The organism is Mycobacterium intermedium, assembly GCF_002086275.1.
GTDB classification, from domain to species: Bacteria; Actinomycetota; Actinomycetes; order Mycobacteriales; family Mycobacteriaceae; genus Mycobacterium; species Mycobacterium intermedium.
Genome location: NZ_MVHT01000011.1, coordinates 1 through 24,049 on the forward strand (window position 1 = coordinate 1; position 24,049 = coordinate 24,049).

General features: G+C 64.6%; 20 protein-coding genes and 3 pseudogenes. 4 read left to right on the forward strand and 19 right to left on the reverse strand.

All coding sequences use genetic code 11. The features are described 5' to 3' along the window. Positions 1-160: 160 nt before the first annotated feature. A pseudogene (locus BST27_RS34775) lies at positions 161-253 on the reverse strand (recombinase family protein); the annotation flags it as partial. A gap of 84 nt (positions 254-337) precedes the next feature. Between BST27_RS34775 and BST27_RS06265 the strand changes: the two are divergent. Continuing rightward, positions 338-556: pseudogene (locus BST27_RS06265) on the forward strand (integrase core domain-containing protein); the annotation flags it as partial. Positions 557-696: 140 nt separating this feature from the next. Here BST27_RS06265 and BST27_RS06270 read toward each other — a convergent pair. The 3 genes from BST27_RS06270 to BST27_RS06280 form a co-directional block, all read right to left on the reverse strand. Beyond that, a complete protein-coding gene (locus BST27_RS06270; RefSeq protein WP_069419561.1) occupies positions 697-4,227 on the reverse strand; it encodes a hypothetical protein in 3,531 nt (1,176 codons plus the stop codon). 254 nt (positions 4,228-4,481) lie between these two features. Next, positions 4,482-5,333 carry a hypothetical protein gene (locus BST27_RS06275; RefSeq protein WP_069419560.1) on the reverse strand — a complete coding sequence of 284 codons (852 nt, stop codon included), beginning with the start codon at positions 5,331-5,333 and terminating at the stop codon, positions 4,482-4,484. Next, positions 5,317-6,408, reverse strand: coding sequence for a hypothetical protein (locus BST27_RS06280; RefSeq protein WP_249025693.1), 1,092 nt, complete (start codon positions 6,406-6,408; stop codon positions 5,317-5,319). Before BST27_RS06280 ends, BST27_RS06275 begins: the two co-directional genes overlap by 17 nt. A 229-nt stretch (positions 6,409-6,637) precedes the next feature. Between BST27_RS06280 and BST27_RS06285 the strand changes: the two are divergent. Further along, positions 6,638-7,369 (forward strand): annotated as a pseudogene (locus tag BST27_RS06285) (phosphoribosyltransferase); the annotation flags it as partial. On the opposite strand, the gene BST27_RS06290 reads toward BST27_RS06285, so the two are convergent. From BST27_RS06290 to ftsZ, 7 genes are all read right to left on the reverse strand, one after another. Beyond that, complete coding sequence (locus tag BST27_RS06290) at positions 7,370-7,765, reverse strand: SUR7/PalI family protein (RefSeq protein WP_069419557.1); 396 nt, start codon at positions 7,763-7,765, stop codon at positions 7,370-7,372. It lies immediately after the preceding pseudogene. A 96-nt stretch (positions 7,766-7,861) separates the two neighbouring features. Then, on the reverse strand, positions 7,862-8,638 hold the full coding sequence (wag31, locus tag BST27_RS06295; RefSeq protein WP_069419556.1) for a DivIVA-like cell division protein Wag31: 777 nt from the start codon (positions 8,636-8,638) through the stop codon (positions 7,862-7,864). Between the two features lie 251 nt (positions 8,639-8,889). Beyond that, the gene (locus BST27_RS06300; protein ID WP_069419555.1) at positions 8,890-9,180 is read right to left on the reverse strand and encodes a YggT family protein; all 291 of its coding nucleotides are present in this window, start codon (positions 9,178-9,180) and stop codon (positions 8,890-8,892) included. 191 nt (positions 9,181-9,371) lie between these two features. Further along, entirely contained in the window at positions 9,372-10,046 is a 675-nt protein-coding gene (locus BST27_RS06305) for a cell division protein SepF (protein ID WP_069419554.1), read from the reverse strand. Between the two features lie 65 nt (positions 10,047-10,111). Further along, positions 10,112-10,882: a YggS family pyridoxal phosphate-dependent enzyme gene (locus BST27_RS06310; protein ID WP_139805041.1), complete on the reverse strand. Its 771-nt coding sequence runs from the start codon at positions 10,880-10,882 to the stop codon at positions 10,112-10,114. A gap of 23 nt (positions 10,883-10,905) precedes the next feature. Then, positions 10,906-11,613, reverse strand: coding sequence for a peptidoglycan editing factor PgeF (gene pgeF, locus BST27_RS06315; RefSeq protein ID WP_069419552.1), 708 nt, complete (start codon positions 11,611-11,613; stop codon positions 10,906-10,908). A 90-nt stretch (positions 11,614-11,703) separates the two neighbouring features. Continuing rightward, positions 11,704-12,861, reverse strand: a complete 1,158-nt coding sequence (gene ftsZ / locus BST27_RS06320; RefSeq protein ID WP_069419551.1) for a cell division protein FtsZ — start codon at positions 12,859-12,861, stop codon at positions 11,704-11,706. 346 nt (positions 12,862-13,207) lie between these two features. Here ftsZ and BST27_RS06325 point away from each other — a divergent pair, with 346 nt between their 5' ends. After that, positions 13,208-14,356 carry a class 1 fructose-bisphosphatase gene (locus BST27_RS06325; RefSeq protein WP_232007295.1) on the forward strand — a complete coding sequence of 383 codons (1,149 nt, stop codon included), beginning with the start codon at positions 13,208-13,210 and terminating at the stop codon, positions 14,354-14,356. A gap of 36 nt (positions 14,357-14,392) precedes the next feature. Beyond that, entirely contained in the window at positions 14,393-15,292 is a 900-nt protein-coding gene (locus BST27_RS06330) for a phosphoribulokinase (RefSeq protein WP_069419549.1), read from the forward strand. Between the two features lie 18 nt (positions 15,293-15,310). Here BST27_RS06330 and BST27_RS06335 read toward each other — a convergent pair whose 3' ends face one another. The 8 genes from BST27_RS06335 to BST27_RS06370 all read right to left on the reverse strand — a co-directional run bounded on the left by BST27_RS06335 (position 15,311) and on the right by BST27_RS06370 (position 24,024). After that, a complete protein-coding gene (locus BST27_RS06335) occupies positions 15,311-16,801 on the reverse strand; it encodes an NADH-quinone oxidoreductase subunit M (protein ID WP_069419548.1) in 1,491 nt (496 codons plus the stop codon). Next, on the reverse strand, positions 16,801-18,690 hold the full coding sequence (gene nuoL / locus BST27_RS06340; protein ID WP_069419547.1) for an NADH-quinone oxidoreductase subunit L: 1,890 nt from the start codon (positions 18,688-18,690) through the stop codon (positions 16,801-16,803). The genes BST27_RS06335 and nuoL overlap by 1 nt, the downstream gene beginning before the upstream one ends. Before the next feature lie 81 nt (positions 18,691-18,771). Further along, positions 18,772-19,617 carry a hypothetical protein gene (locus BST27_RS06345; RefSeq protein WP_069419546.1) on the reverse strand — a complete coding sequence of 282 codons (846 nt, stop codon included), beginning with the start codon at positions 19,615-19,617 and terminating at the stop codon, positions 18,772-18,774. Next, on the reverse strand, positions 19,614-20,816 hold the full coding sequence (locus BST27_RS06350) for an NHL repeat-containing protein (RefSeq protein ID WP_069419545.1): 1,203 nt from the start codon (positions 20,814-20,816) through the stop codon (positions 19,614-19,616). The genes BST27_RS06345 and BST27_RS06350 overlap by 4 nt, the downstream gene beginning before the upstream one ends. Then, positions 20,813-21,697, reverse strand: a complete 885-nt coding sequence (locus BST27_RS06355) for a NifU family protein (RefSeq protein ID WP_069419544.1) — start codon at positions 21,695-21,697, stop codon at positions 20,813-20,815. Before BST27_RS06355 ends, BST27_RS06350 begins: the two co-directional genes overlap by 4 nt. Before the next feature lie 21 nt (positions 21,698-21,718). After that, complete coding sequence (locus tag BST27_RS06360; RefSeq protein ID WP_069419543.1) at positions 21,719-22,960, reverse strand: hypothetical protein; 1,242 nt, start codon at positions 22,958-22,960, stop codon at positions 21,719-21,721. A gap of 6 nt (positions 22,961-22,966) precedes the next feature. Further along, a complete protein-coding gene (locus BST27_RS06365) occupies positions 22,967-23,245 on the reverse strand; it encodes a hypothetical protein (RefSeq protein WP_069419578.1) in 279 nt (92 codons plus the stop codon). A 5-nt stretch (positions 23,246-23,250) separates the two neighbouring features. Then, positions 23,251-24,024: a hydrogenase maturation protease gene (locus tag BST27_RS06370; protein ID WP_069419577.1), complete on the reverse strand. Its 774-nt coding sequence runs from the start codon at positions 24,022-24,024 to the stop codon at positions 23,251-23,253. Between the last annotated feature and the right edge of the window lie 25 nt (positions 24,025-24,049).

A 24,049-nucleotide genomic window follows, 5' to 3' on the forward strand; every position in this document is an offset into this window, starting at 1 on the left:
GAGTGGGGACTTCTACCTGGCCACCAGTGGGGACTTTCTACTGGCCACAGATGGGGACTTTCTCATGGCCATTCACAATCTCAGGGAGTCTCTCCATCCCCGCCCTCGAGTCATTAATTGTCAGGGGGTGGGCGCCTCAACTCAGGTTGGCAGAGAGGGCCAGGACCTCGTATTTCTCCTGTTTGCCCCAGACCCGCACCCCGCGATAGGTCGGGTTGTCGAGAATCGCCCGAATTGCCGAATGAGACCAACCAACCGAGTTCGCCCTACAGTGGACCACGACCCACCAACCCCAAGCCGCATAGCGACTGGACCATCAATCGGGTCCCCCTCAAGATCCCCCTGGCAGAACGCCTGGATCGAGTCATTCAACGGCCGACTGCGCGACGAGTTGCTCAACTCCTGGCGCTTCGACTCCCTACGAGAAGCCCAGGTCATCATCGAAGACTGGAGGATCGACTACAACACTAACCGGCCTCACTCCGCCCACCGCGGGCTCACCCCAACCGAGTTCGCCCTACAGTGGACCACGACCCACCAACCCCAAGCCGCATAGCGACTGGACCATCAATCGGGTCCCCCTCACAGCAATCGACGCCAGTTCGACGTCAGCGGCATAACCCCGACCGGTGCCGGGTGTGGCCAAGTCGCCCTCGGCCACACTTCTCTGGGTTCTGGAAGCTTAAGAGCCCGCCATCACACCTGGTCGCCCCTCATGTACGTCAACAGATTGTCCAGTGTCACAATGTCGAACGGGGACTCGAATCTGGCCGATACCAGATCGGCATCAATAACGACCAGCGGAACTACGGTCACATCCGCTGCCGTGAGATCCAATGTCTTGAGCACGTCCTGGTGGTTCTGGAGAACCCATTCGTATCTTCCGCGCAGTCTTTCAATTGCACTGTGTTCGCCCACGTGGATGTTCGACACTTCGTTTTGCAGTTCACGTGGTGTGCGCGCGACGATCAGGGACTTCGCCTCGATGATGTACAGCGATTGTGAAGACGGGTCGAAAGCGAGGACATCGATGTCACCGAGATCGACGCCTTGGACATGGTGCAGGTCGAGCTCCCCAAATTTGTGCACTCGACGCAGGATCGGATCACAGACCCCGGTGAGCGTGGACTCAATTCGGCGTTCGAAGTTCTCGCCTTTCTCCTCGCGTGCGCGGCTCAGTGCTTCCTTCATCTCCTTCGTTCTTGCCTGTAATCGACCAGACAGATATTGGCCATGGAGCTCGAACGAGGTGCGGATCGTATTGCGATGGCCGAAAATTACGGTCTCGGTTCCGCGGACGTTCCAGCAGATCAAGGGTTTTCTCAAATATGAGCGCGATCGATTAAATCTCCAGGGCAGGACCTCCGCGCCCAGATTCCAAAACTTCTCGACTTCGCGAAGGCACAGCTGGCTCAGCATGGAGTTGACGAAGTCAAGTTCCCAGTTAAATTTCGCAGCCATACGCTCCTGAATTTGTGGAACGGACAAGATGCCGACGTCGTCTTGATTCTCTTCGTGGGACAGGTTGACCAGCTCGCTTGTGAACAGCGTGAGATCGGTGAAGTTGAAGCCAAACTCTCGGGTCGCGAGCTGTTCGGCGACGGCGAACGCCTCTTTTTGGCTGGCATCGCCTTCTTCCCGCTGAGTAGCGGCCGCGACGGCTTCATCAATGGTGGATTGAGCAGTTGCACTCATCAGGCCTTGCAAAGCTTGGGTGTAGCGGTCGGTATCACGCGAGATGCCCAGTCGTCCGGACGGCAGGATCGACAGTTCGGCGTGTGAGATGCCCGCGTGGAGTGCGTCGGAAATGAACCCCTTGTTCACCACCTCGGATGCGAGCGCCAAGATCGAGTCATAGGCTTCATCAGTCATGCCGTCGGCACCTTGCGGGTGGAGGGCGGCGGCGTACTCAATGAGGAATCGGGAACACACGGACGCTGTGTTCGTTGCCGTCAAGTGCTTTGCGAGTCGTTCCGCCTCATCGGGGCCGTGCCCAAAGCAGGCCAATCGAGATGCGTAGCGGGTCCGTTCGATGTACTCCTCATGGATGAGTGCTTCGTTCTGCAGAATCAGCGATCGGAGCAGGTCCATGGCGTTGAAACCCTTGATACGGGACTCGAGGCGGTCCCCGAAAAATGGAACTACTTCCTTATTCAGGACGGCTCTGCGATCAGCTTCCGTGATCTCTCCGACACCTCGGCCTCGGTGCTCGCGCAGCTCACTGCCGAGTTCGTCGAGTAGCCGTGCGAGGACGGCGGGCTGCACTCGTCGGGCCGACGGCAACTTTCCTGGCCATGCGATTAGATCGACGTGAGATTGCACGATGTGCACCATCCGTCGTTCCCCTGGCGGCGCCAGTGCTTCGACGATGCTTTCGGTCGCTTGGGTCAGCCCGTGTCCTGCTAGTCGATCGGAGAGAAAGGCGCGGGCAAGTTCCGCCAACAGCTCGCGATCTAAGTGATTCGGCGGCGTACCAGCTGGCGGACGTTGCGGTGCACGAAGCTCGAATACGAAGTCTTTATTGTGGACTGGATCGCCCTCGAATATCCAGGGTTGGTCGGTTTCGTCGACCTCGCCGATGTACTTGATCAGTACATGAATGTCGCGGTCGTACGCCTCAAATACTGTTGGATCGTATTGGTTTAAGGCTTCTGCCCAGTAGCAGATGGCCTCTGGGAAACTGTGGAGGCCGTAGGCGTCACCCTCAGTATCGGAGATTATCTCGGCCCAGATCACGACATCATCCAGCTCGGCGGAGAAGATGTGGCGGGGCGGTGCCAAGACCTCGCGAACGGTAGTCGCGGGACCGTGTTTCAGGTGCGATTCGTATATCCGGTTGGCGATGTGCACCTGTGCTCTGCCGATTCGAGTCGCAAAGCTGCGGCGAAGTTCCTCGGAATAGTCCGACTCGACTACGAGCAAGTGTGGCGGCGGCGAGTCATCGTCGATGTAGAACGAATCGTGTCTACCGCTGTATAGCCCATAGACAGCGCTGATTCCCGGGTGCAGGAGCCGTGTCGACTCGCCAAGGCGATCCCACGCCTCTGCGAAATACCACAGCGTGAGCTGATCGGTTCCTGGCGTGAACAAGATCAACTCGAACTCGTCGAACGATCCGACGAGGTGACGTTCTTCATCACCTGACATCAGCATCAGATCGCGTCCCATCGGCCACACTATGTCCAGCGTCAGCGTCCGCTCCCCTGCAGTCGCGTCTTCGGTGTTCAGCGGGAAGGCACCGATCATCGGTCCTGGAAAGACGTCGTCGTTACTCGTTTCGAGCGGCGGCACTCGTATGTTCACGACCAATCGTTTGTCCGAGTCGATCGCACCTCGCAGTCGGATGGTGTGAGCGTCGAGTTCATCAACAGTGGCGCCTGGCGGATCGAAAAGCGGCAGGGTGAGCCGACGGCTTAATTTGGTCGCAATTGCCCTGATCGCAGCTTGCAGAGAATCTAAGCAGCCATGCCTTGATGCTTCTGCGATTATTTTATGGCGAAGGGTTGTGGTGAGGTCGCGTGGAGCGGCAATGACGACCTGGCCAGCGGGCGTGATTACAAATGGCTGGCGAAGCAACAGGTTTGGCACCACAACCGGGTCCACCGTGTGGAGTACATCGATCGGCGTGAACAGCTCCCTCTGAACGTATGCGACCGCGCCAGCTGGCGTGTCCGCGAACGCGGACGTGAAATTGAACTGCAGAGCGTCAGATAAGCTGACCCAGTGCTGGTCTCCGGGGACTATCACCTCCGCGGTCTTAGGCGGTGCCAACTGCTGACGCCGGTAACCGAAGCGCCTCGCTAGGTGGTCGGCTGGCGTCAGTAGTACATGTGTGAGTGTTCGGATGTTGCGCTGGTACTCGGCCGGAAAGTCGAAGTCGTGTGCGCCGAAGACCGCCAGTAGCAGATGGCCTACGTCGGTTCCGCTTGTCGGGTCGTAGCCCTGCAGCGTTAGGTAGCTGCTTGAGAAGAACGGCACCTCCGCGGTAACAAAGTATTCGAATCTGCCGTCATGCGCGAAAGCCTCGCCTGTGTCCTGCTCGAACCGTTGAGCGAACTCGGCGAACGTTCCACTGTCAACTGTCACAGTGTCGGGCAGCGTTGTTGCGAAAGCGCTGAGTTTCTTGAGCGATTCGAGGTGGTGCACGTTGGCGGGAATGAGCTGCAGGCCAGCTATCCGCGCAATCAGGTCAAGCCGGCCGTCTGATGCCGCTGGGTTTTCCGACATGACGGCAGAGTAACGAGCTTCTCCGACAGCGTGGGTTCGCCATACTCACCGCGTGGCCGTTTTGCGTCACGCGCATCACCAGTTAGGAAGACCTCCGACATCGCTGCCGACCCCAATCCACCACCAAGTGTCGGGCGGTTCCTGATCGCCAAGCCACGACGCCCGAGTGGTGGCTTGACGCTATGCGGGCTGAAAACTGAGCATCAGATGACATGGCACCCGCGGCCGACACTGGCAATGTCCAGCGCTCACAATCAAGGCGTCACACCCAATTCGTCGCGAACATGACCGAGGAGATCCTGCGCCAAAGCTGCGAAGCTGGGCGCTGTGGTGGGGTTGCCGCCGTCGACTGCCGCGGCGGCCTGTGGCAGGGCCGAAGTCGCTGGCGTGCCTTCCTTCCCCAGGAAACCCAACGCACGGATGCTGACATCTCGTGCGTGCGAGTCAGCGAAGTGCAGGCGAAGACCGCCGATCAGGTCAGCGGTGTCGACAGCCTGAAGCAGGCGCAGCATATCCAACGCGTCTTTCTGCTTGACCCGCTTGCCCTCGGCCTTGGTGTCGTTGAGCCGTTCCTCGAATTTGATGATCTTGGCGACCAAGAGCGCGGCCGGTCCCGCGACCTTGACCTCAACACAGCGATGATCGTCTTCCGCTAATGCCCGCAGAATGTGTGGGCTGTTGTCGATGAGGGCGGGCTCCAGGCCAGCCGTGGGTCTGGCAGCCCACTTTTCGTGCCCGATCAACCGTGCTGAGCGTGCGTCTTTGGCCGTGCGGCCCGACTGAAACGGCGCAACCATGATGTCGACTGCCACTTCGCCGCGGCCCGTCCATCGACCGGGGTTTGCACCCTGCTTGAAGTCCGCTGCGGCCATAGCAGCGGTGATCTCAGGACTGGTCTTCAGCGACTCCGCATCGAGAGCCAGGTCACCGTCGGTGGTCATCGGTGGTTCAACAAAGTCGCCGGCGCCAGTGTGCAGATACACGGCTTGGGCGCCGACGATGATGATCGTCGGAAGGTGCCCATCGAGTGCATCAAGGGCATCGAGCAGTACGGCTCGCGCCGCGACATACTCCGGTGGGTAAACGTATTCATTCTCTCCAGGCATCGTCGCTCCTTGCCAGGAGGTCGATGAGTTGCTCGGCCTCTTGGGCAAGGCGACCTTTGGGGAGGGTCAGCAGGTCGGCAAGCACCTGGGAGGTCGGTGCAACTCGCAACCCAGTTGGGGTGATGTCGGCGCTGGTGAGCAAGGTGTGATCTCGCGGGGTCGTGATCATGACGTTGCTGGTGGCGCGGTCGCTGCGGACGAGCCCGAAACTGGTGGCGGTACTGGTGACGTTGTCGGCGTAGAGAGTGAGAACGGTCAGAGGAACAACTGAGGTGATGTCCGCAGGAAGGTATTCGCGGGCGGCAGCCGATCCTGTGGTGGTGATGTCGTCGCGGCCCCGGATTCGGTCGAGCGTGCGTGCCACACCGCGTGGCGCGATGTAGTCGAGGACAACACCATTACCGTTGGTGAAGCTGTAGTCGGTAACCCAGCGATCGAGGAGTGTACGTTTCCGCACGCGGGTTATCGTCCCATCGTCGGATCGCTCGATTGCTCCGGCATCGACCAGCGTCGGCATCAGTTTGGAGACCGCTGCAGCACTGCTCGACGACAGCTCCGCAAGTTCGCGGATCCCCCACGGTGGTTGTCGGTCGAGGAGGGTACGAATGGTGCGCGCTGTGGCGGGGCCGGTGAGGCGGGCGGTGGCCGTCGACTCTCGGGGCCGCGGCGGTTTGGGCGCACCTTCTAAGCGGATCAGCACCGGCGGATCGGACGCCGTCAGGCTGACCCAGCCGGTCGTGTCCAGGTAACTGATATTGGCCTCGTCCAGTTCACGCCGGAGCGGTGGGCTGACGTATTCGCTGACATACAGCACAGGAGCGTCGCCGAAGGCGGCGGCCATGGTGCGCAACTGCCTTGCGATGTCCTGCACCGGGCGGCGATTCGTTGACAGCTTCACTTCGGCCAGGAAGTTGACGGTGGCACCCTCGTCGGTGGTCAATTTCATCCGAAAGTCGAAGGCACGGTCCAGTTCGATGTCGGTCTCGATGCGCCAGGATGCAGGCAGTCGCGAGCGCAACGTCTCGACCGCTGCATTGCGCACATCCGTTTCTTTAACTAGCGCGTTTCGCACCACGAGAAACATGGTACTTTGCGAAACGGCGCAGGACAACAGCGGCAAAGGCGCACAGATACCACCAGGGTCCGCGCGCCGCCAACCGTCGGAGAATTGGCTGGTCAACCACTCAACGCAAAGGTCGCAACCCGTGTCGCAGGTGGCCAAGTCCCCCTCGGACACCCTTCTCGACCACGGTGTTTCGTTCGTCGAGGCTCGGCCGTAGGCTGGTGTGGGGTCGAAGCCGGGAGTGCGATCAATGAACCCACCGAATGGCTTTCTGCGCCGGACGACGACACGCAAGTTCCGTGACCGCCGCGACGCGGGGCAATTCCTGGCCCAGCAACTCAGTTCCTACCGCGGCCGCGACGGTCTGATCGTCCTAGGGCTCGCCCGTGGCGGCGTTCCGGTCGGCTGGGAAGTGGCCGCGGCGTTACACGCCGACCTAGACGTGTTCCTGGTCCGCAAACTCGGGGTGCCGCACTGGCCCGAGCTCGCGATGGGCGCACTGGCCAGCGGCGGCCGGGTCGTCATGAACGACAGCGTGGTGTCCAGCTTGGACATCACCGAAGAACAGGTGCGCAAGGTGATCGCCAGCGAAACCACCGAACTCAACCGCCGGGAGCAGGCGTACCGGGGTGGGCGCCCGCCCGCCGACCTGCGCGGCAAGACGGTGATCCTGGTCGACGACGGCATCGCCACGGGCGCGAGCATGCTGGCGGCGGTTCGGGCGGTGCGCGGCGCCGGACCCCGTGCGGTGATCGTGGCCGTCCCCGTCGGGCCCGCGAGCGCCTGCCAGGAGCTGGCCAGGGAGGCCGACGACGTGGTCTGCGCAACCATGCCGGCCGCGTTCGAGGCCGTCGGGCAGGTGTACGACGATTTTCATCAGGTCAGCGACGACGAAGTGCGGCAGCTACTCGCCGCGCCAACGGCCGCCGGCCAGACGCCCAAGGCGGTCCCGGACGGCTCCCGAGCGCCCTAACTACTTGCTGTTCCCCGCGTCACCGGCGTCGCCGGCCACCGTCGATTCCTTGTCATCAGAGTCGTCGGGGTCGTCGGAGTCGTCGGATTCGTGGGATTCCGTCTCGGCCGCTGCCTCGGTTTCGGAGGTGACGGTCTCCTGCTCACCCTCATCCGGGTAGTCGACGGTCTCCTCAGGTTCTTGGGCCTCGGCGTCCTCCGTCGCCCCGTCTGCCGAGTCGTCGCCTTTGCTGCGGGCCCGCTGCTGCCGATCCCGGACCTCGTCGATGATCAACAACAGCACTCCCAGCACGCTGGCGCCGACACACACCCAAGCGACCAGTTCGTTGCTGGTGACCACCGCGAACACCAAGGCGACGAGGGCTATCAAGGCCAACACAAGGGCAATGATCAGCATCGGTCTCCTCCAGCAGGCGAGCAGCGACTGCTAAACCTACCAGGGACCGCGGCACCGACCTCGGAACCGGTGCCGTCGCCGGGCACGTGTCCCGGGTTAGGTGTTATTGCGGTTGAATTGCTCGAACCCGCCGCCGTCCGCACTGGAATCGACCGGCGCGGCCGATCCCCGCTGGCCGAGTTCCTCGAGCTGCGATTCCAGGTAGGTCTTGAGGCGGGTGCGGTACTCGCGCTCGAATGTCCGAAGTTGCTCGAGCCGACCTTCCAGCACCGTCCGCTGCTGGTTGATCGTTCCCATGATCTCGGAGTGCTTGCGTTCCGCATCGGCCTGCAGGGCGTCGGCCTTCTCCTGGGCTTGCCGCAACTGGTTCTCGGACCGGGCTTGGGCATCGGCCAGCATCGCGTCCGCCCGCTGGCGGGCCTCGGCCACGGTGGTCTCCGCCGTCTGCCGGGCCTCGCTGAGGATCTGGTCGGCGTTGGCACGTGCGTCGGACAGCAACTTCTCCGACTCGGCCTTAGCGGAACTGGTCAGCCGGTCGGCGGTGTCTTGCGCCAGGGTGAGCACCCGGGCCGCCTTGAGCGCCTGTTCCTCGTTGGTGCCGGCCGCGGCCTCGGCCTGTTTGGCCGGTTCGGGCTCGTAGGTGGGAATCGGCTGAGCGACGGTCTGGGCGGCACCACCGCCACCACCGCTGGCCAATTCCGCGTCGAGTTCGGCAATCCGCTGACGCAGATCGGCGTTCTCTTCAATGAGCCGGGTGAGCTCGTTCTCTACCAGGTCGAGGAAGGCATCGACTTCATCCTCGTTGTACCCGCGCTTGCCGATAGGCGGCTTACTGAACGCCACATTGTGGACGTCGGCAGGTGTAAGCGGCATTCTTTGTCCCCTCGAGTTCCTGGACGGTCAACTGGAAAGTGTAGAACGGACTGGTAGCCGTCACGCAACTGCCGTCCATCCTGTCACACCAGACTCGGCGGTTGCCGATTGGACTAATAAATAAGAACCAATTTCAATCTCTAAGGCAAATAAATCACATTTCTTAGTTCTTAATAATCGCGCGCGTCAAAACCGTCTCCAAATCGTGGCTGAACCGTCGCAAACCAGATCTCGGAGGCGCGCCGACAGGCTCAGGCGCGGTAGTTCATCGCCGTGCTGAACCCGATGAACAAGACCAGCAGCAGCACCATGATGGACAGGTCGAAGCGCACCGCGCCGACCGTCAGTTGCGGGATCAGGCGGCGGAGCAGCTTCACCGGTGGATCGGTGATCGTCATGATCAACTCGAGGATGACCACCGTGATCCCGGTGGGACGCCAGTCTCGGCTGAACGAGCGGATGAACTCGACAACGATTCGCACGATCAACAGGAACCAGAAGGCGAACAGCACCAAACCCAGGGTGTGAATGAACACTGCCAACGAGAGCCTGACCTTACCGACGAGGATGCCAATATGCCGCCCGTGCGGGGCGGCAAGAACAGCCTACCGACCGAGTCTGCGGCACACGTTCGTGGCAGCCGGTAGCTGCCCCCTCAAACGGCCAGCCCGGCGCCCTCGTTGCGAAGCGCGCCGGGCTGTACCACCCAGAGCATGAAAGGGACTGTCAAGCCCTATTGGTAAGCGTAGAAACCGGTTTCGGCGATCCGGCGCCGTTCCTCCGGAGTCACGTCGACGTCGGCGGGTGAGAGCAAGAACACCTTCGTGGCGACCTTGTCGAACGACCCGCGCAGCGCGAAGGCCAGGCCGGCCGCGAAGTCGACCAACCGCTTGGCGTCGGCGTTGTCCATCGAGACGAGGTCCATGATGACCGGGGTCCCGTCGCGGAAGCGCTCGCCGATGGTGCGGGCCTCGCTGTAGTCCTTGGGCCGCAGCGTGGTGATCTTGGAAAGCGGGTGGCCTTCCTCGAACATCATCGCCATGCGACGCGGGTCCATCGCCAGCGCGCCGCGGGTGGAGTTGCGCAGCCACGACCCGAGGCGAGGACGCGGCATGTCGGTGCGGTCGAACTCGCGGGGCTGGAAACGGGCCTCCTCGGCGTACCCGCCGCGGTAGCTGCTCGGCGGCGGGTAGTCGGCGGGTTCGCCCCTCAGATCGCGGGGGTCCCGCAGGTCGCGCACGTCGCGGCGCGGATCGTCGTAGTCACGACCCTCATAACGCCCATATTCGTCGTCGAAACGGGACCGAGAATAACCGCGGGATGGACCGCGGTCGTCGTAGTACTCGTCCTCGTAATCCTCCATCGGAGCCATACCGAAGTAGGCCTTGACCTTGTGCAGTGTGCTCATCGAGAGACCCCTTCTAGCTTTGGGATGTTTGTTGTCTGTGATGAAGGTGTGACTACAGTGACTATTCACGGTGACCGTAACCGCCGCGGCCCCATTAGCGCGGTACCGACACGCACACACGTCGAACCATGTTTTACAGCGCTTTCCAGGTCGTTCGACATGCCGGCCGACAGTCCGACCGCGCGCGGAAACGACTGACGGATCCGAGCGTGCTCGGATTGCAGCAGATCAAAGGCCCTATCGGGGTCCCAATCCAACGGTGGGATGCCCATCAATCCGACAAGTTCGAGGCTTTCCGACTCGTCCACCTGCGCGCATAAGCGGTCCACGGCGCCGGGGTCCGCGATGTTGACTCCCCCGCGGGATTCGTCGCCGTCGAGACTGACCTGGATGTAGACGCGAAGCGGCTGTGGCCGCCGCTGCTCGTCCAGCGCGGTACCGATCGCCCGAGCGAGCGCGGTCACCACCGCCGGGGTGTCCACGGAATGCGCGGTGTGCGCCCAGCGCGCCAGCGAGCGAACCTTGTTGCGCTGAATACGGCCGACCATATGCCACTGGATTCCGCGGGAAGAACCCGAGTACACAGGATCCGCAAACAACCGCGCGAGCTCGGCAACCTTTGCCGCCGCTTCCTGCTCGCGCGATTCGCCAACCGCGCGACAACCCAATCTTGACAAAATCGCAACGTCGGTTGCTGGGAAGAATTTGGTAATTGGCAATAGTTCAATTTCTCCGACATTGCGGCCCGCCGCTTCGGCGGCCGCGGCCAGCCTTGATCGCACCGCCGCCAGCGCGTGGGTCAATTCAGATTGGCGGTCGCCCCCCTTTCCCCGCATGGGGATGTCTGCCGGCGTCACGCTCATTCCATCCACACCAATGACGCCAACCGCCCGGTGGGCGCGTCGCGGCGGTGACTGAACAAGGTCGGGTCGGCAACGGTGCAACGCCGGTCGATATCGATGGCAGTCACGCCCAAAGTGCGGAGCTGGCAAGCGATTCCGGCTCGCAGGTCAAGACCGGGGGTCCCGGCGGACGTGCTGGTGCGACTGCCGGGCAGGGCCGCCTCGACCTCGTCGGCCATCGCTTCGGGCACTTCATAGTTGCGCCCGCTGACCGCCGGGCCCAGCAGCACGGAGATGTCCTCGGCCTGCGCGCCCAGGCCCAGCATCGTTTCGATCGCGCGGACAACGATGCCGCGCTGGGCGCCCACCCGGCCGGCGTGAACGGCGGCGACCACCCCGGCCCTGGCGTCCGCCATCAACACCGGCACACAGTCGGCCGTCAGCACCGCCAGCGCCAGTCGGGGCTCGGCGGTCACCAGGCCGTCGGTGTCGTCGAAGGGGGTGTCGCGCGGCCCGTCGACCACTTCGATCCGGTCGCCGTGGACCTGGTTCATCCACACCACCCGCTCGTAGGGCAAACCGATGGCGGCGGCCAGGCGAGCACGGTTGGCCGCCACCGCGGCCGGATCGTCGCCGACGTGGTCGCCGAGGTTAAAGGTGTCGTACGGCGGCGCCGACACACCACCTTCCCGGGTGGTGGTCACCCGGCGAATACGTACGCTCACGTTCCTAGTATCGGGAGGCTGTTGTCCGTAGGGCGACAGCGCTTGCCGGACGCGGCCGGTTTGTCGCGTACTGGCAAGCAAATCGAGACCTCAGCGACGCATGAACGGCGGCACGTCGACGTCATCGTCGTCGCCACCGATGCTCAGCGTCGCGCCGTTGGTGTGGACCGGCACGCTCACGGCGTCGACCGGTTCGAACAACGTCGACGTGAGCTTGCCCGCCCGGGCCGACTCGATCCGATGGGCCCCGCCACCCGTCGACTCGCCTGGGGCGGCGCCGACGACGGGCTTGCGGCCGGGTCCGGCGACATCGAAGCCCGCGGCGATGACCGTCACCCGCACCTCGTCGCCCAGCGAGTCGTCGATCACCGTGCCGAAGATGATGTTGGCGTCCGGGTGCGCGGCGTCCTGCACCAGCGATGCGGCCTCATTGATCTCGAACAGGCCCAGGTCGCTGCCACCGGCGATGGACATCAGCACACCCTGCGCGCCCTCCATGGAGGCTTCCAGCAGCGGCGAGTTGATGGCGATCTCGGCGGCCTTGAGGGACCGGCCCTCGCCCCGGGCCGACCCGATGCCCATCAGCGCGGTGCCCGCACCCGACATGATGCCCTTGACGTCGGCGAAGTCGACGTTGATGAGGCCGGGTGTGGTGATCAGGTCGGTGATGCCCTGCACGCCGTTGAGCAACACCTCGTCGGCGCTGCGGAACGCGTCCATCAGCGAGACGGCCGCGTCGCCCATCTGCAGCAACCGGTCGTTGGGGATCACGATCAGGGTGTCGCAGCTTTCCCGTAGCGCCTGAATCCCGGCCTCGGCCTGGTTGCTGCGTCGCTTGCCCTCGAAGGAGAACGGCCGGGTGACGACGCCGACGGTCAGCGCGCCCAGCTTGCGGGCGATGCTCGCTACGACGGGCGCCCCACCGGTACCGGTGCCACCCCCCTCACCGGCGGTGACGAACACCATGTCGGCCCCACGGAGCAGTTCCTCGATCTCGTCCTTGGCGTCCTCGGCCGCCTTCCGGCCGACCTCGGGGTCGGCGCCGGCGCCCAAGCCACGGGTCGAGTCACGGCCGACGTCAAGCTTGACGTCGGCATCGCTCATCAGCAACGCCTGCGCGTCGGTGTTGATGGCGATGAACTCGACTCCCTTGAGTCCCTGCTCGATCATCCGGTTGACGGCGTTGACGCCGCCACCACCGATGCCCACGACCTTGATGACGGCCAGATAGTTATGTGGGGGGGTCATCATTCGTCTTCCTCCCTGAGGGGCTTGTTCTGTCCCTGCCCGTGTCCGTTTGCACCCGGTGTGTCTGCTTGAAAAGTCTCAACCTCAACCATAGATTTAGAGTTATGTCAAGTAGTTCCGTGTAACCAGAACCGTATGGGTATGACGCGGACTAACCGTGCAGGCGCGCCGACGCGTTGCACGCATTTTTTCTGTGTAGCCGTACTTTGGCGGCCCCTCGCTACCCGGTGAACCCCGCAAACTTCTAGCGGCCGGGTCACAACTCGCAGGCGGTCCGGGTGCGCGAACATCCACCCTCCGGACCCCCCTTGAGGGGGATGGACCGGCGCCGCGCAGGTCAGAGCATATGGCTGAGTCCGATTACGGCCTTCGTCAATCGTCCCCCGCGCCGCTCGCCGGAGGTATCCGCATGCTTACCCACCACACCACGCTGGTGAAGTTCCTCATCGAGGAGCGACGGCGCCACCCCGAGGCCAGCGGCGACCTGAATTCACTGATCCTGGACGTCGCGCTGGCGTGCAAGGCCATCTCGACCCGGGTGGCCCAGGGCGAGCTCGGGGGCGTGCTGGGGGCCTCCGACGCGGTGGACGGCGCGGTGAACGTGCAGGGCGAGGTGCAGCAGAAGCTCGATGTGCTGGCCAATGACTACTTCTTGCGGGCCAACGAATGGGGTGGCCAGGTGGCCGGAATGGTCACCGAGGAGCTCGCCGAGCCGTACCTGCTGCCGGCCCAGTATCCGCGCGGCAAGTACCTGCTCGTGTTCGACCCGCTCGATGGCTCGTCGAACATCGACGTCAACGTCTCGGTGGGCAGCATCTTTTCGATTCTGCGGGCGCCGGAGCCAGGAGTGGACCCCGCCCCCGAGGACTTCCTGCAGCCGGGCTCGCAGCAGGTGTGTGCGGGCTACGCGATCTACGGTCCGTCGACGATGCTGGTGCTCACGGTGGGCACCGGTGTGCACGCCTTCACCCTGGACCCCACCCTCGGCGAATTCGTGCTGAGCCGGCCGTCGATCCAAATCCCGCGAACCACCAACGAATTCGCCATCAACGCGTCGAACAGGCGGTTCTGGGAACCGGCGGTGCAGCGCTACATCGACGAGTGTCTGGCGGGCCGGACCGGCCCGCGGGGCAAGGACTTCAACATGCGGTGGGTCGCGTCGCTGGTCGCCGAGACTCATCGGATCCTGACCCGAGGCGGGGTGTTTCTATACCCGCGGGACGCCAAGGACCCGGCCAAGCCGGGACGCCTGCGCCTGCTCTACGAGGCGAACCCGATCGCATTCCTGGTCGAGCAGGCGGGCGGCAAGGCCAGCACTGGCCGCAAACGTCTGCTCGACGTCGTGCCGACCAGCCTGCATCAGCGGGCGCCGCTCATCTTCGGCGCCGCCGACGAGGTGGAGCTCATCGAGGAGTACCACCGCAGCGACTATGTGCGCCCCTCCACATCGCCCCTGTACGGCGTTCGGGGCCTGTATCGCGTGGTGACCGCCTGACCGACCGGAAAGTCTGAACCTACTGGGAGTAAACACATGTCACGCCTGCACCCGATCATTTCCGTGACCGGTTCTTCCGGCGCGGGAACCACGTCCGTGATGCGGACGTTCGAACAGATCTTCCGCCGGGAGAACATCAACGTCGCGTTCGTCGAAGGCGACAGCTTTCACCGGTACGACCGCGTCGCGATGAAGGCGGCGATCGCCGAAGCGCACGCCCGGGGCGACCACTCCTTCAGCCATTTCGGTCCGGAGGCGAATCTGTTCGAAGAACTGCAATACCTGTTCCGGACCTACGGCGAAACGGGTACCGGCAAGATCCGCAAGTACTTGCACGACGAGACGGAAGCGGCGCCCTACGGCCAGGAGCCGGGCACGTTCACGCCGTGGGAGGAAATCCCGCCGGACACCGACATGCTCTTCTACGAAGGCCTGCACGGCGCGATCGTCACCGACGAGGTGAACGTCGCAGCACACGCCGACCTGCGCATCGGCGTGGTGCCGGTGATCAACCTAGAGTGGATTCAAAAGCTGCACCGTGACCGGACCTCCCGCGGATACAGCCCGGAGGCCGTGACCGACACGATCTTGCGGCGCATGCCCGACTACGTGAACTACATGTGCACCCAGTTCTCGCACACCGATGTCAACTTTCAGCGCGTGCCGGTAGTGGACACGTCCAACCCGTTCATCGCGCGGTCCATCCCCACCGCCGACGAGTCCATGCTGATCATCCGGTTCCGTGATCCGCACGGCATCGACTTTCCGTATCTGCTTGCCATGCTGCATGATTCGTTCATGTCGCGGCCGAACACGATCGTGTGTCCCGGGGGCAAGATGGACCTGGCGATGCAGCTGATCTTCACCCCGATGGTGTTGCGGCTGATGGAGCGGCGCAAGGCGCAGCTGGCTGAGATGAAATTGGCCGCGCTCTAGCTCGGGGCCCCCGCGGCCCTAGCCGGCATTCGTCACGTGATGCTCGGCCAGGTGCTCGATCGATGGGTTGATCACGTCCAGGGCGGGCTTGGGATAAACACCTAAGGCGATGAGCATGGCAAGCAAGGGCACCACGACGGCCAGCTCGCGCGGCAGCAGGTCGCACACCCGATGGTTGCCGTCGGCAACCGGGCCCGTCATCATCCGCTGGTACAGCCACAGGATGTAGATGGCCGACAGCACCAGCGCCGTCGCGGCGCACACCGCAACCATCGGATAGCGGGTGAATGTCCCTATCAGGACCAGAAATTCGCTGACAAAGGGCGCCAGCCCGGGCAAGGCCAATGACGCCATGCCGGCGACCAGGAAGGTTCCGGCCAGCACCGGGGCGACCTGTTGCACACCGCCGTAGTCGGCGATGAGGCGGGTTCCCCTGCGCGACACCAGGAAACCGGCGATCAGAAACAGCGCGGCCGTCGACAGGCCGTGGTTAACCATGTACAACGCCGCACCGGACTGTCCCTGGCTGGTCATCGCGAAGATGCCCAGGACGATGAAGCCGAAGTGGCTGATCGAGGTGTAGGCGATCACGCGGATCACGTCGCTTTGGCCGATCGCGACCAGCGCACCGTAGCCGATCCCAATGACCGCGAGCGCGATCACGAACGGCCGAAAGAGCGTGGCGCTACCGGGAAAGAGCTGTAGGCAGTAGCGGAGCATGCCGAAGGTGCCGATCTTGTCGACCACGGCCATCATCAGCACCGCGGTCGCCGGGGTTGCCTCGGCGGCCAAGCCCGGTAGCCAGGTGTGCAGCGGCCACAGCGGCGCCTTGACGGCGAAGGCCAACAGGAAGCCGACAAACAGCAGATGCATGACCACCGGGTTCGCCGTGAGCTGGCCCGCCGAGACCGTTGCGGTGATCGCGCGGAAGTCAAAGGTCTTGGCGATCAAGTTCAAGCCGATGAGCGCGACGAACATGAACAGGCCGCCAAACAGGCTGTACAGCAGGAACTTCAGCGCGGCCCGCGGGGCACCCTCTCCCCCGTATCTGCCGATGAGAAAGTACATCGGTATCAGCATCGCTTCGAAGAACGCGAAGAACAGCAGCACGTCGAGGGCCACCAGGGCGATGAGCATCATCGACTCGACGACCAACATCAGCGCCAGATACACGGCACTTTCACCGGGCCTTTGCACGTCATTCCATCCGGCGAGCAGCAGCAGCGGCATCAGCACGGCGGTCAGGACCACCAGCACCATGGCGACGCCGTCCAGGCCGACAAGGTAGCTGGCCCCGAATGACCTTATCCAGGAATGCTTTTCGACGAACTGGTACTGCGGGTCCGACGGGTCGAATCGGATGAGCAGCACGCCCACGATCGCCAGGACGACCGTCGAAACACCGAGGGCGGTGTATTTCGCCGCCAACGGCCGGCTGGCGGGCACCGCGACGACCAAGGCCGATCCCGCCAGCGGCGCCACCCACAGCGCAGTCAACAACGGGGCCATCACGTCCTCCCTAGAACGAAGCTCAGTAGTACGGCGCCGGTGCCGAAGAAAGCCGTCAATGCGTAGGAGCGGACGAAACCGGTCTGGATGCGCCGCATACGCGTGGACGCCACACCGATTAGCCGGGCGATGCCCTCGACAGCGCCGTCGATATGCATCAGCTCCACGTCGACCAGCACCCTCGACAACCGCTGCCCCGGCCGCATGAACGCGGCCTCGTTGACCTTGTCGCCGAACAGATCACGGCGCGCGGCGATGACCGGCACCGAAACCCATTCCGAAACGGACGTTTTCACCGGTCGCGCGGCGTACTTGTGCCAGGCCACCGAAATGCCGACAGCGACCGCCGTCAGGGTGATGGCGGTAAGCGTGCCGATGGGGATGGCCGGGTGCGCCTCGCCGATGTCGGCCGGGTTGGTGACCGGCTGTAACCAGCGCTGCAGGGTGCCGTTGACGGCGAGTGCGGCACCGCCACCGAGTGATCCGAGGGCGAGGACGACCATGGGCGCGGTCATGACGGCGGGTGATTCGTGCGGATGGGCGTCCGGTTGCCAACGCCTTTCGCCGAAGAAGGTCAGGATCATGACCCGGGTCATGTAGAACGCGGTCAGCCCGACCCCGACAAGGGTGACGATGCCCAGTGCCTCGTCTGCTGCAAACGCGGCTTCGATGATGGCATCCTTGGAGAAGAACCCCGCGAACGGCGGGATGCCGATGATCGCGAGGTAGCCCAGGCCGAAGGTGACGAACGTGATCGGCATGACCGTGCGCAGGCCGCCGTAGCGGCGCATATCGGTCTCGTCGTTCATGCCGTGCATGACCGAACCCGCACCCAGGAACAAGCCGGCTTTGAAAAACCCATGGGTGAGCAGGTGCATGATGGCCACGGCGTAGCCGGCCGGGCCCAGTCCGGCCGCCAGCACCATGTAGCCGATCTGCGACATCGTCGAGGCGGCCAGCGCCTTCTTGATGTCGTCCTTGGCGCAGCCGATGACCGCCCCGAACAGCAGCGTGACCGCGCCGACCACCACCACTGCCGTCCGGGCGGCGGGGGCGAGATCGAAGATCGGGCCGGACCGCACAATCAGGTAGACGCCGGCGGTCACCATGGTCGCGGCGTGGATCAGGGCGCTGACTGGGGTTGGGCCTTCCATTGCGTCACCGAGCCAGGACTGCAGCGGAACCTGGGCGCTCTTGCCGCAGGCGGCCAGCAGCAACGCGAACCCGATCGCGTTCAGCGTGCCCTGCGACGCTGCGGTCGTTTTCTCGAAAACTCCTGCGTAAGAGAGTGTCCCGAGGTTGGCGAGCATGATCATCAGCGCCACCGCCAGCCCCACGTCGCCGACCCGGTTGACAATGAAGGCCTTCTTGGCCGCGGTCGCGGCCGCCGGTTTGTGCGACCAGAACCCGATGAGCAGATAGGACGCCAAACCGACGCCCTCCCAACCGAAATAAAGCACGAGGTAGTTGTCGGCCAGGACGAGCAGCAACATGGCGGCCACGAACAGGTTGAGGTAGGCGAAAAAACGGCGCCGGGCCGGGTCGTCGCGCATGTATCCGATCGAATAGAGGTGTATCAGCGCCCCGACACCGGTGATCAACACCACGAAGCAGATGTTCAGTGCGTCCAGTTGCAAGCCGAAATCGACGTTCAGGGTGCCAACCTGCACCCAACTGAACAAAATCTGGTGTATCGCGCGATCGTCGGCGGCCCGCCGCAGCAGATCGGCGAAAAGAACGATCCCGCAACCGAACGACGCGAGCACGCCGGCGCAGCCGAGCAGATGGCCCCAGGGGTCGGTGCGGCGAGCGCCGACCAGTAGCGTCGCCGCCCCGGCCAGTGGCAGCGCAATCAGCAACCACACCAGTGACGAAAGAATGGTGTTCACAGCTCGTAGGGTTGCGCACCCGTGGCCGCCGCTACACCCCGAATCGGGTGATCCGGCAGGTGGTTACGTCCGTGTCGCTCGTCAGTGCCGCAGGGAACCCAGCCCGACCAGGCCGGGATCGAACGTCGCCCGGGCCACGACGGAGGTGGCCGCGGCCGCGACCACCACGGCCGCGTCCTGTTCGTGTCCCTTCGGGAAGACGATCTCGGCACTGTCCGGGCCGTCCCGGTGGGCCATCAGCCAGTCGTAGAGCAGCCAGTCGACCGCGCAGGTGACGGCCAGCGGGTCGGCTTCGGGGCTGCACGCCGCGTCGATGACGGAGTTGAGCGCCTCCACGTGCTCGCGCCGCGCGGCGTCCTTGTTCACGCCCGAGCTGTCGAACATCATCATAGACAGGGTCAGCGGAAAGCGTTGTCCCCCTTCGGTTCGCACCACCCAGCGTCCACCCAGCCACGGCCGCGTCGGGTCCACCTGCTGCATCTCGCCGAATCCGCCGACCACCCCCAGGCTGGGTTCGTCTAGCTGGTCGTCCAGCGGTGCCGGCCCCAGCAGTCCGAGCGGTTGCCGGGCCCGGATGGAGAACAGGGCGGCGGTTCCGATGATCTTGCCGGCGCGCAGGTCGGGCTTGATCCCGGTCGCTTCGGTGGCCGCGGCGTACTCGAAGCACAGCCGATCCAGGGTGCGGTGCAAGTCGAGCAGGTCGTCACGTTCGGCCGCGTCGGCGGGACCCCGTCCCCCGCCCAGGATTTCGCCGAACCGTTCGGCCGCAATGATCAGCGCATCGTCGAGCGCTGCCAAATGGGTGGCGATCAGCCGATCCGCTTCCTCGTCGTGCTCCACCAGCTTCTGTAACGACGTGGGCGTACCGGACGGGGTGGTCCAGTAGAACCCGATCTGCCCGTCGGACTGGATGATCCGCGGTCTCACCGCCGCCGCCAGATCACGACCCGGTTGTTGCCGGAGTCGGCGACCGCCAACCGGGCGCCGCGCAGGGACAACCCGTACGGCCAGCACAGCGTGTCGCGCTGCACCGACGTCCACCGGTTCTCGCCATTGGTACCGAAGGTCGGCTGCGCCAGGACGTGATCGGCCGGGCGGCCTTCGGTGGGCACGCCGTCACCCATGCCGTCCCATAAGAGGATCCGGTTATTCGCGGTGTCCGCCACGGCCAGCCGATCTTCCTCGAGCCCGAGGGCGTACGGGAACCGGAACCGGTCACCGGTGTGCGGACCGTACGGCCATTCCTGCGCGCTTTCGAAATCCGGTTGCCCGAGCAGGACATCAGCGGGGCCGTCAGCATCCGGCAGCGGCGACCAGCCCAGGATGCGATGATTGCCGGCATCGGCGATCAGCAGCAAGTCGTCGCGCCCGGTGATGTCGTGCGGCCAGCGGAAACTCGCGGGGCCGACGGTGCCGCCCCGATTCTCTTCGCGGTGGGCGGCGTCCGGTTGACCGAGCACGATATCGGCCGGTTGGCCCGGGTCCGGAATGCCGTTGCGCCAACCCAAAACCCGGCGATTGCCCGTGTCGGCCACCCAGAACCTGCGCCCGATGATGGCGATGCCGAATGGCCAGTAGAACGACGCCGCCGTGCATTCCGCGCCGGCATTGGGTTCCACCGAGGACGCGTCTGCCTGCCCGAGTATGACGTCGGGCGCCACATCGCTGGACTCTGGAACCTTGTCCCAGATCAGAATTCGGTGGTGCCAGGCATCGGCGACGATCAGGCGACCCTCATGCACCAACACCCCGGTGGGCAGGTTCATCCCGCGCTCCGGCCCCCTGCCACCCGCCGCGCGGCCCTCGGTCGAGCCGTCCGGCTGACCCAGCACCACGTCGGCCGGTTGCTCGTCCGCGCCGGGAACGCCGTGCCACAACAACACCCGGTGATTGCCGGAGTCGGCCACCACCAGATGGTGCTCGCCCAGGAACACGCCACGCGGCGAATACATCCACGCCATCGTCGGTTTGGCTGCCGGAAGGGCCAGACCGCCGACCGCCGGCGCGCCCAGCCACACCTCGGGCGACCATCCGTCGGTCAGGTCGACGTCGGCTACCGGCTCAGTACGTGAGGCCAGCGCCGTCGGAAACGCGCCGATATTGCGCCGGACCGTGTAGCGACTCATCCTCGCACTCGGACCCAGACATCTCCGTCGTCGACGCGCAGCGGCAACTGTTCGAGCTGCGCGCCCGGCGCGCTCAGGCATTCGCCCGAGGAGGCGTCGTAGCAGAAACCGTGCCACGGGCAGGTCAGCGTGCCGGTGCCCACGTCCAGGACGGCGTTGTCCAACGGCATTGCCTCATGGGCGCATTCATTGCGGTACGCCGACAACCGGTGATCCACGCTCACCACGATCACCTCGGCGCTCTCCCCCGAATCGGCCGTCAGGCTGCGCACCGTCACCTCGCCGTCGGTCACGTCGTCGACGGGTCCGAGTTTGGCCCAACCGTCCCGCACCCGGCCGGGGCCGATGCGTAGCGCTTCGAGCGGGATCAGCGTCGGCGACGGCTCGTTGGGCAGCACCTCAACGGCGGAGATCGCGGGCACTCCTTCTACCAAGGCCTGCTCGACGAGGTTGCGCAACGTGACCGACGACATCGAGCAACCGTTGCACGCGCCTTCCAACTTGACGTATGCGGTGCCGTCTTCGACCCGCACCAGCGTGACATCCCCTCCGTGGCTTTGCAATTGGGGTCGCACCGAAACCAGCACCCGATTGGCGTGGGTCACCGGGTCCGGGCGAATGATCTCGTGTAGCGACAGCAGCAGGTGCACCACCGGGTCGTCCACCAACTCGAACAGCACGGCGCGCGCCGCGTCGTCTTCGCGCATGCGGCGGACAATAGTCACCAATCCGGCGCGGTGTACCGCTTCGAGCGCGGCCTTGAGCTCCTCCGCGACGGCGCGAGACTTCGGGTCGAGATCGGCCAGCGCTGACACCGCGTCATCGACACGCTTGGCCAGTTCCTCGAGCCTGGGCTCATCGACTTTCGATGTCACAGTCATTGGTCATTCCCCCGCCGTTCATCACTCGCTGCGTGAAAGCGCTGTTTGCCTTGCGATTTCGTCCAGCACGCCGCGCACGGCGCGAACCGAGTCGTGATCCTGCTGCTCCTCGAACAGGAAGCGCGCCTCGTAGAGCTTGGCCTTGGCCTGGTCGAACATGCCCAGGTGGGCCAGCGCGTTGCCCTGGTTGGCCAGCACCCTGGCGCGGCCCAGTGGATCGGTCTCCCGGTCTCGTACGGCCAACACACCCTCGTAGAGTTCCACCGCCTCGACGAGGTTGTCGGCCTGATGCTTGGACGGCGTGTACACCAGCGAATTGGCCAGGTTCAGCTGAACGCTGGCCCACTGCTCGGGGTACTGCTCCGGTGTGTAGACCTTCAGCGCCGAGCGCAACGATTGCGCGGCCACGCCCAGCCGCAACTGGTCGGACGCCTCCACCATCGGCATGGTCAGATACGCCGTCGCGAGGTTGGCGTGCGCGGATGCCCACAGCAGCGGCGCCTCCTCCCGCAGCACCAACTGCAGGGCGGAGTGGTAGTGCGGAATGGCCTTCGACAACCACGCCGGATTGTCTTGGGCGCGTTCATGGATCAAGCCCGCGATGGCGAGGTGCAATTCGGCACGGGCAACGCGAAGGCCGTCGGCGCCGTCCAGCAACTGCAGCGCCCGCTCAAAGCGCTCCTGAGCCGACCAGTCCTCGATGTCCCGGCAGATCGATCCGGCCGCCCCGACCAACACGCCCTGCAAGCACGGCGACACCGTCGAGGCCGCTTCGGCCGCCCGCTCCAGCAGGGTTATCGCGGTTTGGGGATCCCCCGCTGCCAGCGCGTAAGTAGCCTGCGCCGACAGTGCCGCGGCGGCGAGCTCACCGGTGGCGTCGTCGACCTGGGGTGGGGTGTCGCGCCTACCGAGGGTGAACAGCACAAGGTCGACCAGCACGCCGAATTCACCCAGCTCGGTGCGTAATTCGTCGGTGTCGACACCCTCGGGGTGCAGCACGAAGCGGTTGTATCGGGTGACCGGGTCCGCACCGGTCAGGTGGTCGAGCGCGGCCTCGATATCACCGTCGTGCGCGAGTTGCAGCGCGCGCAGTTCGTCGGGCCATTCGTCAGGTAGGTTGCCAACCAACAGCTTTGCGCGCACCAAGTCGTTCTCCGCGCCCGCCGGGATCAGCAGATACCCCAGCGGCAACGGGAACGCGCCCAGCGGCTGGGGCCGGTCCGCGAGCGTCATCGGCGCGTCGAGTTCGGAGGTTGCCGTCATCGTGTCTCATCCATTCAGGGGTCCCCCTCCGATATTGCGTTCGGCGGCGCGCTTGATCAGGCCGGCCGACAACTCGGCACGACGCTTGGTGGCGTGGGTGTCGATCCGCTTTCGAACCACCCCGTCGGCGAACACGACGACGATCTCCACTGCCCAGCGGCCGTTTTCTTCCACCACTACGGTCTGTACGTCCAGCGCTTCATCGGCCGAGCTGTCGGTACGGACTACCGTCGGCGGGCGATCCCGCTGCTCGGGCTGCCCCCCGTCCGTCGGCCGCTCAGCCATGAGAATCACCCTGGCGGTCCCGGTTCGTCGTGCAACGGGATGCGCAACGCCCTGTGCTCATCGTCCCAGCATGCACGAAACACACCCGAGATCTCGCGGTCGGCGATCACCTCACGAATCAGCAGCGAGCGGTCGCCGGCCGGATTGCGTTGTTTGAGCAGCAGGCCGCCGCTGCGCGGACCGCGCAGCGGAACCAGCCACAGGTCACCGTCGCGAACCATGGCGACCACGGCGTCGGACGGAAACCTGCTGGCCGCCAACTCCGCGCCAAGGCGCAGGTACCCGTCGGCGGTGAACTCGACCGTGATCTCGTCCTGGACCACCGGCCGCAGCGCGGCCAGGTATTCGGCCTCGATCCGGTCGATGACCTGCTCCAGCGCGGCCCGCACGGGCTCGGAGAGGTCGGCACCCAACTCCACCCCGCTGACCTCGATGAGATACACGGTGATGTCCGTCGGGCAGTCCTCGGCGAGGGCCCAGCGGGCGAAGGCGATGGCGTGGTCCCACCGGAAGGAGTGGGTGTGCAGGCCCTGCAGCGGAGGCAGTTCCTCCAGTTCCTCGCCCGGCACTTTGAAGATGGTTCCCGGCGCGGAGCCCGTCGCGGCCGCGTCGATGATCACCACCCGTTCGGCGCCGCGCATCTGGAATGCGACGTCCATGCCGGCGGTGCCGCCGTCGACCAGCTTCGCCCCGTCGGGCACACCCCGCTCCCACAGGTGCCGGACCAGGATCGGCCCGACCCCGTCGTCGCCGCGCAGTAGATTGCCGCAGCCGACCACCAGCACCGCGCATCCCGGAGGATCG

Bases quoted from the DNA above. Each gene is read 5' to 3' on its own strand.
- BST27_RS06270 (WP_069419561.1), bottom strand. From the start codon at position 4,227: ATGTCGGAAAACCCAGCGGCATCAGACGGCCGGCTTGACCTGATTGCG.
- BST27_RS06275 (WP_069419560.1), bottom strand. From the start codon at position 5,333: ATGCCTGGAGAGAATGAATACGTTTACCCACCGGAGTATGTCGCGGCG.
- BST27_RS06290 (WP_069419557.1), bottom strand. From the start codon at position 7,765: ATGCTGATCATTGCCCTTGTGTTGGCCTTGATAGCCCTCGTCGCCTTG.
- wag31 (WP_069419556.1), bottom strand. From the start codon at position 8,638: ATGCCGCTTACACCTGCCGACGTCCACAATGTGGCGTTCAGTAAGCCG.
- BST27_RS06305 (WP_069419554.1), bottom strand. From the start codon at position 10,046: ATGAGCACACTGCACAAGGTCAAGGCCTACTTCGGTATGGCTCCGATG.
- BST27_RS06310 (WP_139805041.1), bottom strand. From the start codon at position 10,882: ATGCGGGGAAAGGGGGGCGACCGCCAATCTGAATTGACCCACGCGCTG.
- ftsZ (WP_069419551.1), bottom strand. From the start codon at position 12,861: ATGACCCCCCCACATAACTATCTGGCCGTCATCAAGGTCGTGGGCATC.
- BST27_RS06325 (WP_232007295.1), top strand. From the start codon at position 13,208: ATGGCTGAGTCCGATTACGGCCTTCGTCAATCGTCCCCCGCGCCGCTC.
- BST27_RS06330 (WP_069419549.1), top strand. From the start codon at position 14,393: ATGTCACGCCTGCACCCGATCATTTCCGTGACCGGTTCTTCCGGCGCG.
- BST27_RS06335 (WP_069419548.1), bottom strand. From the start codon at position 16,801: ATGGCCCCGTTGTTGACTGCGCTGTGGGTGGCGCCGCTGGCGGGATCG.
- BST27_RS06350 (WP_069419545.1), bottom strand. From the start codon at position 20,816: ATGAGTCGCTACACGGTCCGGCGCAATATCGGCGCGTTTCCGACGGCG.
- BST27_RS06355 (WP_069419544.1), bottom strand. From the start codon at position 21,697: ATGACTGTGACATCGAAAGTCGATGAGCCCAGGCTCGAGGAACTGGCC.
- BST27_RS06360 (WP_069419543.1), bottom strand. From the start codon at position 22,960: ATGACGGCAACCTCCGAACTCGACGCGCCGATGACGCTCGCGGACCGG.
- BST27_RS06365 (WP_069419578.1), bottom strand. From the start codon at position 23,245: ATGGCTGAGCGGCCGACGGACGGGGGGCAGCCCGAGCAGCGGGATCGC.